The organism is Actinacidiphila cocklensis (assembly GCF_907177275.1).
Lineage (GTDB): Bacteria > Actinomycetota > Actinomycetes > Streptomycetales > Streptomycetaceae > Actinacidiphila > Actinacidiphila cocklensis.
The window spans coordinates 137955-152185 of the sequence record NZ_CAJSLV010000049.1; the positions used below are offsets into that span (position 1 = coordinate 137955).

The 14231-nt window shown below is 74.0% G+C and carries 12 protein-coding genes and 2 tRNA genes; 10 read left to right on the top strand and 4 right to left on the bottom strand.

What is annotated here, in order from left to right; genetic code table 11:
- From NFU81_RS13545 to NFU81_RS13565, 5 genes are all read left to right on the top strand, one after another.
- Positions 1–678, top strand: coding sequence for a DUF3566 domain-containing protein (locus NFU81_RS13545; RefSeq protein WP_251489320.1), 678 nt, complete (start codon positions 1–3; stop codon positions 676–678).
- Positions 679–748: 70 nt separating this feature from the next.
- Positions 749–822 (top strand) — tRNA-Ile (locus NFU81_RS13550).
- Between the two features lie 149 nt (positions 823–971).
- Positions 972–1112 (top strand): DLW-39 family protein, encoded by a 141-nt coding sequence (locus tag NFU81_RS13555; protein WP_200804389.1) that lies wholly within the window; start codon positions 972–974, stop codon positions 1110–1112.
- A 180-nt stretch (positions 1113–1292) separates the two neighbouring features.
- Positions 1293–3236 carry a vWA domain-containing protein gene (locus NFU81_RS13560; RefSeq protein WP_251489322.1) on the top strand — a complete coding sequence of 648 codons (1944 nt, stop codon included), beginning with the start codon at positions 1293–1295 and terminating at the stop codon, positions 3234–3236.
- Positions 3233–4708 carry a hypothetical protein gene (locus tag NFU81_RS13565; protein ID WP_251489324.1) on the top strand — a complete coding sequence of 492 codons (1476 nt, stop codon included), beginning with the start codon at positions 3233–3235 and terminating at the stop codon, positions 4706–4708. The genes NFU81_RS13560 and NFU81_RS13565 overlap by 4 nt, the downstream gene beginning before the upstream one ends.
- A gap of 28 nt (positions 4709–4736) precedes the next feature.
- Here the strand turns inward: NFU81_RS13565 and NFU81_RS13570 are convergent, their stop codons facing one another.
- Both NFU81_RS13570 and NFU81_RS13575 read right to left on the bottom strand, forming a co-directional pair.
- Positions 4737–5987 (bottom strand): serine/threonine-protein kinase, encoded by a 1251-nt coding sequence (locus tag NFU81_RS13570; RefSeq protein WP_251489326.1) that lies wholly within the window; start codon positions 5985–5987, stop codon positions 4737–4739.
- A gap of 50 nt (positions 5988–6037) precedes the next feature.
- Complete coding sequence (locus NFU81_RS13575; RefSeq protein ID WP_251489328.1) at positions 6038–6607, bottom strand: DNA-binding protein; 570 nt, start codon at positions 6605–6607, stop codon at positions 6038–6040.
- A 101-nt stretch (positions 6608–6708) separates the two neighbouring features.
- On the opposite strand from NFU81_RS13575, the gene NFU81_RS13580 reads away from it, so the two are divergent.
- Positions 6709–6781: transfer RNA gene (locus NFU81_RS13580), tRNA-Ala, on the top strand.
- 191 nt (positions 6782–6972) lie between these two features.
- On the top strand, positions 6973–7506 hold the full coding sequence (locus tag NFU81_RS13585) for a hypothetical protein (protein ID WP_251489330.1): 534 nt from the start codon (positions 6973–6975) through the stop codon (positions 7504–7506).
- Positions 7507–7747: 241 nt separating this feature from the next.
- On the opposite strand, the gene NFU81_RS13590 is transcribed toward NFU81_RS13585, so the two are convergent.
- Complete coding sequence (locus NFU81_RS13590; protein ID WP_251489384.1) at positions 7748–8440, bottom strand: HAD family hydrolase; 693 nt, start codon at positions 8438–8440, stop codon at positions 7748–7750.
- 739 nt (positions 8441–9179) lie between these two features.
- Between NFU81_RS13590 and NFU81_RS13595 the strand changes: the two genes are divergently transcribed.
- Positions 9180–9464, top strand: a complete 285-nt coding sequence (locus tag NFU81_RS13595; protein WP_251489332.1) for a WD40 repeat domain-containing protein — start codon at positions 9180–9182, stop codon at positions 9462–9464.
- A gap of 61 nt (positions 9465–9525) precedes the next feature.
- Here NFU81_RS13595 and NFU81_RS13600 read toward each other — a convergent pair whose 3' ends face one another.
- Positions 9526–10170: an FMN-dependent NADH-azoreductase gene (locus NFU81_RS13600; protein WP_251489334.1), complete on the bottom strand. Its 645-nt coding sequence runs from the start codon at positions 10168–10170 to the stop codon at positions 9526–9528.
- Between the two features lie 84 nt (positions 10171–10254).
- On the opposite strand from NFU81_RS13600, the gene NFU81_RS13605 reads away from it, so the two are divergent.
- Entirely contained in the window at positions 10255–10737 is a 483-nt protein-coding gene (locus NFU81_RS13605) for a MarR family winged helix-turn-helix transcriptional regulator (protein WP_251489336.1), read from the top strand.
- 76 nt (positions 10738–10813) lie between these two features.
- A complete protein-coding gene (locus tag NFU81_RS13610; protein ID WP_251489338.1) occupies positions 10814–14176 on the top strand; it encodes an AfsR/SARP family transcriptional regulator in 3363 nt (1120 codons plus the stop codon).
- The last annotated feature ends 55 nt before the right edge of the window (positions 14177–14231 follow it).

Below are 14231 nucleotides of genomic sequence, written 5' to 3' on the forward strand. Positions count from 1 at the left end.
GTGAGTGGAGCCACGGGCGCAGCGGGCGGGGCCGGGAGGTCCGGGGGTGCCCGTGGCTCCGCCAACGGCCCCGACGAGGGGGGATACGCCGTGACGGGCACCCGTCAGCCGGCTCAGCCGCATCAGCCGCCGCAGGCGTACGCGCCTCCGCCGCCTGGTGCACCGCCGGCGCCGCCCAGCGCCGCGCCGACCGGCCACGGCGGCCGCGGGGCCGCGCCGAAGCAGGGCGGCTCGGGCGGGCACGCCTCGCCGACCGCGGCCGGCGTACGGCGGCCGCGGCCGGCCGCCCGCACGGTGCCGCGCACCCGCAAGGCGCGGCTGCGGATCGCCAAGGCCGATCCGTGGTCGGTGATGAAGGTCAGCTTCCTGCTGTCCATCGCGCTGGGCATCTGCACGATCGTGGCGGTGGCCGTGCTGTGGATGGTGCTGGACACCATCGGCGTCTTCAGCACGGTCGGCTCGACCATCAGCGAGGCCACGACCTCGGAGCAGGGCGGCAAGGGCGGCTTCGACCTGGTGTCGTTCCTGTCGCTGAACCGGGTCATGATGTTCACGACGGTGATCGCGGTCATCGACGTGGTGCTGGCCACCGCGCTGGCCACGCTGGGCGCCTTCATCTACAACCTGTCGGCCGGTTTCGTGGGCGGCGTCGAGCTGACGCTGGCCGAGGACGAGTAGCCGCGGGCTGCCTGCCGCGATACCGATTTTGGGACATGGCCTGCTGTGCGCTAATCTTTCGTTGCAGCGCGGGGCTATAGCTCAGACGGTTAGAGCGCTTCCCTGATAAGGAAGAGGCCCCAGGTTCAAGTCCTGGTAGCCCCACCGCGTGAGAGGGACCTACTCGATCGAGTAGGTCCCTCTCGGCGTTTGCGCGCGGTCAAACCGACCTCAGGTCACCGTTCGGTATCGACTGCTGTGTATAGTCGGGCGCGTCAGATGCTGTCCCCACCCATGAAGGAGGAGGTCACGCGATGAAGAAGTTTCTCCTGGTCGCACTGGCCGCCGTCGCCGGGCTGTTCGTGTACCGACAGATTCAGGCGGACCGCGCCGAGCAGGACCTGTGGACGGAAGCCACTGACGCTGTCCCGGCGGGTTCCGGCGCGAACGTGTGAGACGGCGGTGCGGCACCGTGAGGTGCTGCGACCGCCCCGGGTCCCGGCTGCACTCTGCGGCCGGGACCTTTGTTGTTGCAGGACCGTGACCGCAGCCGCTTGAGTTTGCGCTAGCAAATCCTTTACTTTGCTTGAGCAAACGATGACGCGTACGTGCGGAAACGAGGGGGAAGTGGCGCCATGAGACGACGACCACCGCCGGGGCGGCTTCTGCGGCCGGCCGCCGGCCTGCTGCTCGCAGGGCTCGCGGGGCTCGCGGGGGGTGTGCTCACGGCCCCGGCCGCGTCCGCGGCGCCGCCGGCGGCGGGGAGCCAGGACGGCAGCCTGATCATGGTGCTGGACTCCTCCGGCTCCATGGCCGGACCCGACGGCTCGGGGCACACCAGGATCGAGTCGGCCCGCACCGCCATCGGCTCGGTGGTGGACGGACTGCCCGACGGCTACCCGACCGGGCTGCGGGTCTACGGCGCGGGGAAGACCCACGGCTGCGACGACACCTCGCTGGCCCAGCCGGTCACCGCGCTGGACCGGGCCGCGATGAAGCAGGCGGTGGCCGCCGTACAGCCCAAGGGCGACACCCCCACCGCGCTCGCCCTCACCAAGGCCGCGGCCGATCTGCCCGCGAGCGGGCGGCGGACGATCCTGCTGGTCTCCGACGGCGAGTCCAACTGCGGTGCCCCCAAGCCCTGCGAGGTGGCGGCGGGCCTCGCGGGCGACGGCCTGAACCTGCGGATCGACACGGTCGGCTTCCAGGTCAAGGGCGCCGCACGCGACGAGCTGGAATGCATCGCCAGGGCCGGACACGGCGCCTACTACGACGCTCCTGACGCCGCCGCGCTGGCCCGCCAGCTGGTGCGCGCCTCCCAGCTGAGCGCCGACGCCTACCGCATGGCGGGCGAGCCGGTGACCGGCGGGGCGACCCCGGCGAAGGCCGCGCCGATCGGCCCCGGGCAGTACACCGACACCATCGGCCCCGGCGAGACCCGCTGGTACGCCGTCCCGCTGGACGCGGCGAGCACCGCCGACCTGTCCGCGACGGCGGTCCCGCAGCCGGGTGTGCGGGTGGACTACGGCGACGGCATCGAGCTGAAGCTCGCGGGGACCGGGTCCTACGCGTACACGTGCGGTTCGGACTCCGCGCACTTCGGCCAGGACGAGGGCGCCATGACGCTGACCGGTGCGGTCAGCCGGGTGCCGACCCGGGACGCCAAGGACGACTGCGACAAGGCCGGCCGCTACCTGCTCTCCGTGCACCGCACCAACGCGGCGACCTCGGACACCAGCCGCTGGCCGGTCGAGCTGCGCTTCGACAACGAGGCGCCGCTGCCGAAGGGCACTGTCCCGGCGGCCGCGCGGACCGACTACGGCAAGGCTCCCGCGCCGCTGGCCGGTACCCCGAAGGACGTGGCCGGCGGCACCGGCTTCAACGACGCCACGGCCCTGACCAAGGGCGTCTGGCGGGACCGCCTGCTGCCGGGCCAGACCCGCTACTACAAGGTGCACGTCGGCTGGGGCCAGCAGCTCACCTACGCGGCCGAGTTCGCCAACGAGCCGGTGCTCGACGGCGCCTCGTCCTCCGCCTCGACCTTCGTCGCGACCACCGCGTACGCGCCGGGCCGGCTGCCGGTCGGGGACGCCTCGGACGCGCGGGACAACCGCTCCTACAGCGGTACGCCGGTCTCCGTCGGGCTCGGCACCGTGCCGGCGACCTGGACCAACCGCTGGGTGGACGAGGACGACGCGAACTCCGTGCACAGTGCCGGCGACTACTGGATCGCCGTCGGCCTCGGCCCTGACGCCGCGCAACTGGCCAGGAACACCGCGGTCGGGGTGATCCTGCGGCTCGACGTCACCGGTACGGAGCTGGCGGGACCGCAGTATCAGGCGCCGGCACTGGCAGCCCACGGCAATGTGCAGGGTGATACGCCGGGCGACGTACATAGCGACGGCAAGGACACCGCCGGCAAGGCACCGGACGCGGCCGCGTCCGCCTCGTCCGACGGCGGCCTGCGCGGCATGGACCTGGTGGCAGCGGGTACGGGCGGCGCCGTAGCGCTCGCCGCAATAGGAGCGGCGGCGCTGGTGCACCGCCTGCGGAGCCGTACGACAAGGGGTGGGGCATGACACGGGGCATGACGGTGAAGCGCGGCGCACATAGCGCGGTGCACGGCGCACACAGTGCGGTGGCGGTACGGCGCGGTACGTATACGACGGTTACGGCCTCGACCACTGCCCGGCGCGGCATATACACCGCGGTGACGGCGCTGCTGGCGCTGACCGCGCTCCAGGGCGTCCAGGGCTCGTCCGCTGCCGCCGACACGGGCACCCCCACCACGGGGCCGGGGGCGCCCGCGACCTGGCAGCCGCAGGGCCGGCCGCTCGCCGGGGCGGCGACCACCGCGGACGCTCCCGCGATGCAGCCGGGCGTCACCTACCGCGACACCATCAAGGTCGGCGAGACCCGCATCTACGGCATCACGCTGGACGACAAGTCCTCCGCCTATGCGTCGGCCTTCGCCCTTCCGCCGTCCGGCGGCAGGGTGGCGTACGGCGACGGCATCGAGCTGAAGCTGGAGAGCGCCGACGGCACCGACTGCGACAGCGCCGACGCGCACTTCCAGGACGACGGCGCCGTCCGCCCGGTGGGCAGCGCGGTGGCACGGCTGATGCGCGTCGACACCTCCTGCCAGGAGGCCAACCAGTACACCCTGTCCGTGCACCGCACCAGCGACGGCGCCTCCGACCCGGCGCCCTGGCCGCTGGAGCTGCGCTACGTCCTCGAACCACCGCTCAAGAGCGGTGCGGCGGCCGGCCACGCGCCGGACGGCCTGGGCACCGCCTCGCCGACCCCGCTGACCGTCGGGACCCCGCAACAGGCCACGGGCGGCACGTCGTTCGAGACCGCCGCAGCGGTCAAGACCGGCATCTGGAAGGACAAGGTGCTGCCGGGCGAGACCCGCTTCTACAAGGTCCCGGTCGACTGGGGCCAGCAGGCGACCGTCTTCTCCGACTTCTCCAGCGCCCAGGTCACCGACAGCGGCGCCTACGTCGGCTCCGGGGTGCGGCTGGCCGCCTACAGCCCGGTACGCGAACTCATCGACGACCAGGAGCACTCCTACGAGGGCACCCCGGCCTCGGTGCACGAGCAGCTCGCACCGGTCTCCTACGCCAACCGCGCGGCCGACGACACCGACGTCGCGCGGGTGCGGTACGCGGGCTGGTACTACTTCGCCGTCACCGTGCACCCGGACGTGGCGAAGGCGGTCAGCGGCCCCGTGCCGGTGACGCTGCGGGTGAACGTCACGGGCACGGCCCAGCCCGCACCCGCCTACGCGGGGGACCCGAAGGGCGCCGGGATCGGCGTCGACGCGCACGACGTGTCCGCGGCGAACGGGACACCGCAGTCGGCCGGGTCGTCGTCCGGCAACTCCGCCAAGCGCTTCCTGGGCTTCGCCGCCCTCGGCGCCGGCACGGTGCTGGTGCTGGCACTGGCGGTGTGGGTCCTGACCGCCCGGCGCAGGGTGGCGGCCGTGCCCGACACCGTCACGCAGCAGCTGCCGCCGCAGTCCGGCTTCGGGCCGCCGCCGTCCTGGTGAAGGACCCGGCCACGGGCCGACCCCCAGGTCAGCCCGTGGTCAGCGCGTAGATGCCGACCGCGAAGCAGATCGCGGCCAGCACGAGGACCGGGACCACCACGCTGGCGGGTGGTCCCGGTCTGCGTGCGCGGACGGGCGCAGCGGCGACCGGGGCCGCGGCGGCGGCCGCCACGGGCGGCTGCGGCACCGGCATCGGCGGTACGGGCGCGGGGCTCGGGACGTCGGTCCTGGTCGGCGGGTGCGCGGGTGCGGCCAGCGGGTAGCCGGTCGTCGGCGACGCGTAGGCCGGCTCGGGCGCCTGCCGGGGCGGTGCGGGCGGCGTCTGCGGACGTACGGTCGCGGGTCCTGCCGCCGGTGCCGTCCCGGGTCCCGCTTCCGGCGCGGGCGCGGGACCCGCCGGCAGCGGGCCGTCCGGGCCGAAGCCTTCGGGCAGCGGACCGATCTGGTCGAAGATCTCCACCGGCTCCTCGCCCGGAGCCGGCTCGGGCAGCAGCTCGACGGCTCCCGCCAGCGCCTTGCGCGCTCCCGTGGCGGTACGGAACCTGGCCCGCGGATCGGGCTGCAGCAGCGCCGCGATCACCTGCCACAGCGGCTCGGGCACCCCGACGGGCGCGGGCGGCACCCCCTCGGTGAGGAAGCGCTCGGCTATGGCGCGCGAGTCCGGCCGCTGCCCGCCCAGCAGGTAGAGGGCGACCAGGCCGACGGCGTAGAGGTCGGCGGGGACGTCGGGCTCGGCGCCCAGCATCTGCTCCGGCGCGAAATAGCCAGGCGTGCCGACCACGAAGTCCGCCTCGGTCAGCCGCGGCTCACCCTTGCGCATGGCGATGCCGAAGTCCGACAGCCGCACGTGCGGGGTGCCGGTGCCGGTCGCCTCCAGCAGGATGTTGGCCGGCTTGATGTCCCGGTGGATGATGCCCTCGGCGTGCACCGCGTGCAGCCCGGCCAGCAACTGGTCGATCAGCACGCACACGTAGCGCGGCGGAAGCGGCCCGTAGTCGCCGATCAGGTGCGACAGCGAGCCGCCGTGCACCAGGTCCATGGTGAACAGGACCTTGTCGTCGTCGGCCGCCCAGCTCGCCGGCGCCAGTACGTGCGGGTGGTCGATGCGCATCGCCTGCTCGCGTACGAAGCGCAGCAGCGCGTGGGCGTCGCTCTGCTGGAGCACCTTCGCCGCGACGTAGCGGCGGCGCCGCTGGTCCCAGGCCCGCCAGACCGCGCCCGCACCGCCGCGCCCGATCGGGTCCACCAGCTCGTAACGGCCTGCGAAGACCTCACCCATGCCGTACCGCTCTCCCCCTGCTTGCCGACCTGCCTGCGGTCCTGCTCGCCTCAGTCCCGGTGCGCCTCGTAGTGGGCAACGGCCTCACTGGTCCGCCCGGCGCCGTACACACGAAGGAACTCTGCCAGGCGGGGATGGATCGGCGCGAGGCTCAGGGCCGCCTGTTCGATCTCCTCGGCCGACGCGACCGACCGCAGGACCTCCTGGATGCCCCGCACCACCTGCCGGGGCGCGGCGTCCTCCGCGGCCGCCGAGTGCGTCGTCGTACTGAGCACGGAGGAGCCCGCGGACTCGCGGATCTCGTCCATCCTGGCCGCCGCCTCCAGCGCCCCGGTCCGCCCCTCCGCCACCTGCCAGGCCAGCTCCTGCAGCGCCTGCAGCCGCTGCACCACCGCGGGATTCCCGATCTTGGCCCGCTGCCCGCTCTTGAGCTGCGACAGCATCGGCGCCGACAGCCCGAGCACCGCGGCCAGCCGCGCCTGGTTGAGCCCCAGGTCCCCGATCAGCCGCTGGAACAACTCCCCCAACGGCTCCCCGTACCAACCCCGCTGCAATTCCCTGGCCTCCAGCGCCCGGCCCACGGCGTCCTGCCCCGCACCACCCTGTCCCGAGCCGTCCATACCCGCTCCCTGATTTGCGCCTGCGAATCCGCAAACCATCCTAGGCGCCCGAATCCCGTTTCGGCCCACCCCGCCCGACCCGGTACGCTGTTCCCCGACGCGGGGCCTTAGCTCAGTTGGTAGAGCGCTGCCTTTGCAAGGCAGATGTCAGGAGTTCGAATCTCCTAGGCTCCACAGTGTGTTTACGCAGGTCAGCGGCCCCCTCACTCAGTACGGGTGAGGGGGCCGCCGGCGTCCGGCGCGTATGTGGCACACCTCTCGACCGGCCCATCCTCCGACCGCCGCCACCGGGAACCATCGGCACGGACCAGGGCGTCCCCACGGGGGCGTCCGCCAAGTCACCCGAAAAGCCAAGGGGCCGCCCCGTGGTCGAACTCCCGGACAGCCCGGTTGAGTTGCTGGGCGTGGCTTTCCGCAATCTGCGGGAGCTCCCGTGGTGGATGTGGTGCTGCGCCGTGATCTGGGCCGGGCTGTTGGTGTCCTGGCTCCCCACCATCCAGGACCTCGACACCACCGACACCGCCATTCCGCCCAGCACCGCCCGCACGGTGCTGATCTGGCTGGTCGCCGCGGCTCTCGGCTGGACCGTCCTTTGGGGTGCGCTGCTCGGCCATCGCAGGGCCTGGCCGGTTCTCCTGCTCTCCGCCCCGGTGAGTACCGCCCTGCTGATGGCCTGCTACGTGGCGGCCATGCTGATCTCCCCGCCGGCCGACACCCAGGGGGGCGCGTCCCCCGACAACGACAACGCGGCCGGCGTCGGCCTGGTCGTCTTCGCCATCCCCACCCTTCTGGGCATGGGCCTGCTGCTGGCCCTCGGCGCCGGACTCGGCTGGTGCACCGGCCACCTCCGTGCCTCCCGCCGACCGGCCGCCCTTGACGGCCCTGTGAGTGGCGCCTGAACTCTCATTGCTGCCTCTAGCCGGGCATTCCCTTGCCGCCGGCAGCACGCATCCGGCACACATGCCCCCCGGAAAACCCCACCACCAGCGGAAGCCAGTGGGGGAAGTTTCCCCAGGTCAGCCGCACCTCGCCCGATCCGGGTGAGGGGGCCGCTGACGTTCCCCGTTGGGGTCGGGGCTGCCTGTGGGGAGCGTCGTCGTCCTGGGTGCGGGTCATGCCGATGGGGCGCAGCACTGCCCTTCAGCCCCGCTCGACCTCCTCCAGCAGGTGGAGGACGCGGGCGGTGTCGGTCAGGTCGGGGAGGACGACGGGGGCGCCGGCCGCGGTGAGGGCGGTCGGGGGGTCGATGCCGGTGGCCACGGCGATGACGTGGGCCGAGGAGGTCAGGGCGGCTTCGACGTCGCGGGGGGTGTCGCCCACCAGGACGACGGGGGTGTCCGGGGGGAGGCCGTGGGCGCGCTGGGTGCGGTGGCGGGCGATATCCACAAGGTGTGGACGCTGCTCGGCGTCGGCGCCGTACGCCCCGACGGGCAGGTCGAGCAGCGCGTCCAGGCCGAAGGCCGACAGCTTGACGCGGGCGTTGGCCGCGATGTTGCCGGTGAGTACCGAGGACACCCAACCGGCCCGCATGGATGCTTCCTTGAGGACGCTCCGTACGCCTGGCAGCGCCGTGCCGCGCCGGCGCAGGACATCGAGGTGTGCTCGGCCGGCCTCGGTGAGGGCGCCTTCGACGGCGGGCCACCCGGGCTCGTCCACGCCGTTGCGCCGGAACATGTCCCGCATGATCAGGCGGTCGGTGCGCCCCTGGGTGATCGCCGGCTCGGCCGGACGGCTTCCCGTCGCGGCCTCGAACGCGGCGGCGTAGATCTCCTTGCTGACACCGGCGTTGTCGATGAGCGTGTGGTCGATGTCCCACAGGACGATGAGGGCCATACGGCCAGCGTAGGCGCCGCGTTCAGCTCTGCCTGGCGTACAGGCGCAGCGTGATCGGGGCGCAGACGAGGGCGAGGGCGGCGGTCGCGGTGAGGGACCGGGCGGTCCCGGTGGCCGCGCCGGGGTGGTGTTCATCAGGGCGCGGACGGCCAGCGCGACCGCGGCCCACAGCGGGGACAGTGCGAGGTCGAAGGCGACGGCCAGCGCGACCGCGGCGAGTACGCCCGGGAGGCCGCCGCCGAGGCGGCGGCGCTGTGCCTGGCAAGCGCGCTGCACCTCTGCGGTGGCGGGTTGGCTTGTCCGACGGGGCGGCGCGGAGGATCGTGCGAGAAGGATGTTGGCGGACGTGCCGGTCAGGATGCGGGCGGCGCGCGGGCGTTGGGGGTCGGAGGTGCGCGGGATGTCGGCGGGTGCGTCGCGCGGCGTGACGGCTGTGGGCTCGGTCCTGCTCGCGACCGCCGTGTCGGTCGTGGTCAACGTCTGGTCCAGCGGCTGGGGATGGCCCGCGGGAGCCGTGCTGGCCGTGCTGGTCGCCGTGCAGGGCGTGCTGGAGTTCCGGCGGGCCGCCGGGAGCCGGACGCCCGCGCCGCAACCGGCCGCCGTCACCTCGAGCAGCGGGTGCGCGAGGCCGTCGACACCGACGTCACAGGGGTGCGCGGCATCCCGGGCGGCGGGCAGGTCGACGTCACCCAGGTGGTCGGGCGGGCGCAGGGGCGGCGGCTCGGCGAGGACCGTCCACGTGTGGCGGCTGGACACCGGCGCCCTGGAGCAGCGGCTGAGCGTTCCGGCCGACCGGATCGGCCATGTGCGCCGTTCGCCGGACGGGGTCTGGCTCACCACTTCGGCGGGGCACGAGGGCACCTATGTGTGGGACCTGACGACGCGAAGGCGCCAGGGCGTCCTCGTCGTCGACGAGAGGGTCAGCACGCTGGCGACCGGCCCCGCCCACCCGGCCCACGCCCTGCTCTGCACCAGCCACGGGCGGGTCCACTACGCCGTTCACCGGCCCGGGCGCCTGCCCTGACGCAAGGGGTCCGGGCCGGTGGACGGCACCTTCGGCTTCCGCGGCCTCACCCGGGGGCCGGTCAGGCGAGGGCGCCGGCCGGCCAGAGGGCGTCGATGGACTGCTCCGCGGCCGCCAGGCTCTTCTCCGCCAGCGGGATCAGCTCGGCCATGGCGGGGTTGACCTTGGCCAGGGTCAGTTCCGCGATGATGAAGCGCGGGGTCAGGCCGGTCATCGAGACGCCGTGCGGCAGCCACTGCTCGGCGTGGTCCCAGCCCTCGCGGGGGGTGCCGGGCGCGTAGCCGCCGCCGCGGGAGGCGAGGACGACGAAGTCGCGGCCGCCGAGCAGCCCCTCGTGCGTCTCCGGGTCGATGGACAGGCCGACCGCGATGAGGTGGTCCACCCAGCTCTTCACGCTGCTGGGGGCGCCGAAGTTGTAGACGGGCAGGCCGAGCAGTACGGCGTCGGCGTCCCGGACCTCCGCCACGACCTGCTCGCTCAGCGCCCAGGAGGCGGCCTGCGCGGGGGTGCGGTCTGCGGTCGGTACGGCGCCCGAGTGGACGGTGCTGGGGACGATGTGCGGCAGCGGGTCCTTGCCCAGGTCGCGGTAGGTGACGGTGCCGTCGGGGTGGGCCGCGCGCCAGGCCGACGCGGCGCGGGCGGTGAGGCGGCGGCTGACCGAGTTCTCGCCCTGGACGCTGGAGTCGATGTGCAGCAGGTGAGGCATCTCATTGACCCTTCATAATTGGTTTGTGTAGCGCCAACGATTTATACCACGCATCGATTCCCTGCCGGCGGATAGACTTCAGTGATGGCCTCCCTGCCCGTGCTGAACCAGCCGCCCAGGCGGTCGGGCGCGCTGCTCGACAACCTCGCCCGGCGGATGCGCCTGCATGCCGAGTCGGTGCTGAAGCCGCTGGGGCTGCGCCCGCGGCATCTGGTGGCGCTGACAGTGCTGCGGGACCGCGACGGGAGCACGCAGCAGGCGCTCGCGACGACGCTGATGATGGACCGGGCGACGGTGGTGGGACTGCTCAACGATCTTGAGGCCGACGCCTTGATCGAGCGCCTGCGCTCGCCCGAGGACCGCAGGCGGCACATCGTGCAGCTGACCGACCGCGGCGCCAGGCGGCTGGCGAAGGCGGAGTTCGCGCTTGCCGGGGTGGAGGACGAGGTGCTGGCTCCGCTCGACGCCAGGCAGCGGGCCACCCTCTACGAGCTGCTGCTGCTCGCCGCGTCCGGGACGGTCCCCGACTGCGACCCGGGCGACCACTCGCCGGAGCCGACCTGCTGACCTGCGTCCCGGGGCCGGGCCACCGGCGGTGGGCCAGGGCGGACGCCGGCCGGCGCCGGTGCGACACAATCGGGGCGTGAAGTTCGGCATCCTCGGTGCGACGCAGGCCCTGGGCGCGGACGGCGCCGAAGTGGCGCTGGGCGGGCCGCGACGGCGCGCGCTGCTGGCCCTGCTGCTGCTGGACGCCGGGCGGCCGGTCAGCGGCGAGCGGCTGGTCGACGGGCTGTACGGGGAGGACCCGCCGGCCGGTGTCGGCAATGCCGTGCAGTCCCAGGTCTCCCGCCTGCGCCAGGTGCTGCCGGTGCCCATCGAGGGGCTGCCGGCCGGCTACCGGCTCGCCGTCGACCCCGACCAGGTGGACGCCCACCGCTTCCAACGGCTCGGCGCCCAGGGTCGCGAGGCGCTGGCAGGCGGTGAACCGGCGCTTGCCGCAAGGCTGTTGCGCGAGGCGCTGGCCCTGTGGCGCGGCCCCGCGCTGGCCGACGTGGGCGACGCACCCTTCGCCGCCGCCCAGGTCGTCCGGCTGGAGGAGCTGCGAACCGGCGCGGTCGAGGACCGCATCGAGGCCGACCTGGCGCTGGGACAGCACCGCTCCCTGGTCGCGGAACTCGGCGAGCTGGTCGCGGCCCACCCGCTGCGGGAGCGGCTGCGCGGCCAGTTGATGCGGGCGCTGTACGACAGCGGGCGGCAGAGCGAGGCCCTGGCGGCGTACGAGGACGCCCGGCGGGAACTGGCCGACTCCCTCGGTGCCGACCCGGGACCCGAACTGGCCGCCGTCCACCTGGCCGTACTGCGGGGCGAGCCGACGGCGGCACCACCGGATGTTTCACGTGAAACCGGACGCGGCGGGGATGTTCCACGTGAAACATCGTCAGACGCCCGTCCGGCGCCTGATGCGCGGCTCGATCCGCCGGCGGGCGCGGCCGTCCGCCACGAACTGCCCGCCCAGCTCACCAGCTTCGTCGGACGCTCGGACGAACTGGCCCTGATCGCCGACCGCTTGGCCCGGCAGCGGCTGGTGACCCTGATCGGACCCGGCGGCGCGGGCAAGACCCGGCTCGCGGTGGAGGCGGCCGGCCGCCATCCGCAGGACGCCTCCTTCGTGGAACTGGCCGGGGTGACCGAAGGGGCCGAGATACCGCAGGCGGTGCTCGGCGCGCTCGGGCTGCGCGACGGCGGCCTGCTGCCCGCCGTAGGCCACGGCTCGGCCGCTCCCACCGCGGCGCCCGACCCCGTCGCCCGCATCGCCGCGGCACTCGCCGACCGCCCGCTGCTGCTCGTGCTGGACAACTGCGAGCACCTGGTGGCCGACGCGGCGCTCCTCGCCGAGCGGCTGCTCACCGCCTGTCCCCGGCTGCGCATCCTCGCCACCAGCCGGGAGGCGCTCGGCATCACCGGCGAGACGCTGTGCCCGGTGGCCACGCTCGGCCTGCCGCAGCCCGGCACCGACCGCGAGCAGGTGCTCGACTCCCCCGCCGTGCGGCTGTTCACCGACCGCGCCGCCGCCGTCAGCCCCGGCTTCGACCCGGCGGCCGACCCCGCGACCGCCGATGCCGTACTCCGGCTGTGCTCCGCACTCGACGGGCTGCCGCTGGCCATCGAACTGGCCGCGGCCCGGCTGCGCTCGCTGTCCGTCACCGACATCGCCGCGCGGCTCGGCGCGCTGCCGGACCACGACGCCCCGTACAGCCTCGGCGTGCGGCCCGACGCGCTCTTCCGGTTGCTGTCCCGCGGCAGCAGGACAGCCCAGCCGCGGCAGCGCACGCTGCGGGGGGTCGTCGACTGGAGCTGGGACCTGCTGCCCGACGACGAGCGCGCGGTGCTGCGCCGGGCCGCCGTCTTCGCCGGCGGCTGGACCCAGACCGCGGCCGAGGCGGTGTGCGCCGACGGCGACACCATCGAGCCGGACGACGTCCTGGACCTGATGGCCGCGCTGGTCGAGAAGTCCCTGGTGGTCGCCCAGCACCACCAGGGCACCGGCCCGGTCCGCTACCGGATGCTGGAGTCCATCAGGGCCTACGGCGCCGAGCGGCTGGCCGAGGCGGGCGAGACCGCGCGCGTCCACCGCGCGCACGCCGCCTATTTCCTGGACGTCGCGCTGGCCGCCGACCCGCACCTGCGCAGCGCAGAGCAACTGGAGTGGCTGCGGCTGCTCTCCGAGGAGCGGGACAACCTGCAGGCCGCGCTGCACCGCTCGCTCGACGCGGACGACATCCACGGTGCCATGCGGCTGATCGCCGCGCTGTCCTCCTACTGGCTGCTGCGCGGAGTGCGGTACGAGGGCGTCGGCCCGGCGCGGCAGGTGCTCGCGGCCCTCGGTCCGGCCGCACCCGAGGGGCTGGAGGAGGAGTACGCGCTGTGCGTGCTCGCGGTGGTCAGCGCGCTGTCCGACCCGGACGACTTCACCGCGCACGTGGCGGCGGCGACCGAGATCGTCGAGGGCATGGACCGGATCGCCCGGCGCTTCCCGGTGCTCACCTTGCTGTGGGCGCCCTTCGCCGGGGTGCCGAACGGCGACATCGGCACCCTGGAGGGCATCGAGACGCTGCTCGCCCAGCGGGGCGACCCCTGGTACGACGCCCTGGTCCACCTCGGCTACGGCTTCCAGGCCTGGATGGTGCACGGGCAGGCCGAGGTCGCGCAGCGCGAGTGCGAGAGGTCGCTGGCCGGCTTCCGCCGCCAGGGCGACCGCTGGGGCCTGATCACCTGCCTCAACGTCCTGGCCGACATCGCCGACTACCGCGGTGACTTCCGGCAGGCGCTCGACTTCATCGGCCAGGCGCTGGTGCTCGCCGAGGAGCTGGACTCGGTGCTCGACGTCGCGGAGCTGCTCACCAACCGTGCGGCCTACAGCCTGCGGGCCGGCGACCTCGACGCCGCCACCGTCTCCTGCGAGCGGGCGGTGACGCTCTCCCGGCGGGCCGGGGCGCCCGAGACGCTGGCCATGGCGCACCGCTGCCTCGCCGACGCCGCCCGGCTGCGCGGCGACCTGGCGGCCGCCCGCGCGCTGGCCGAGCAGGCGCTCGCCGAATGCCCCACCGGCTGGTTCTCCAGCAACAGCACCAAGACCATCGTGCTGACCTCGCTGGGCCTGGTCGCCGTCGCGGAGGGCGACGCCGAAAACGCCCGCGACTGCCTCAGGTCCGCCGTCACCTTCGACAGCGACGTGATGCACCTGTCGATGAACGCCGCCCACACGGCCGTCTCCGTCGCCGCGCTCGCCCTCCTCGACGGCGACCCGAGGCAAGCCGCGGGGCTGCTCGGCGCCGCTGAGGCCCTGCGGGGCAGCCGCCCCGTGGGGCCCGACGCCGACGCCACCGTCGCCGCCGTCCGTGCCGCGCTGGGCGACGCCGAGTGCGATGCGGCCCTCGCCGCGACCGCCGCCCTGGACCGACCCGCGGCCCTCGGCATCCTGACGACGTACGTCACCGGGAGCTGACCGGCCGCCGCCGGTGCGCGGGCGGTCAGCGCGGGGTGCGCGGGCGGTCAGCGCC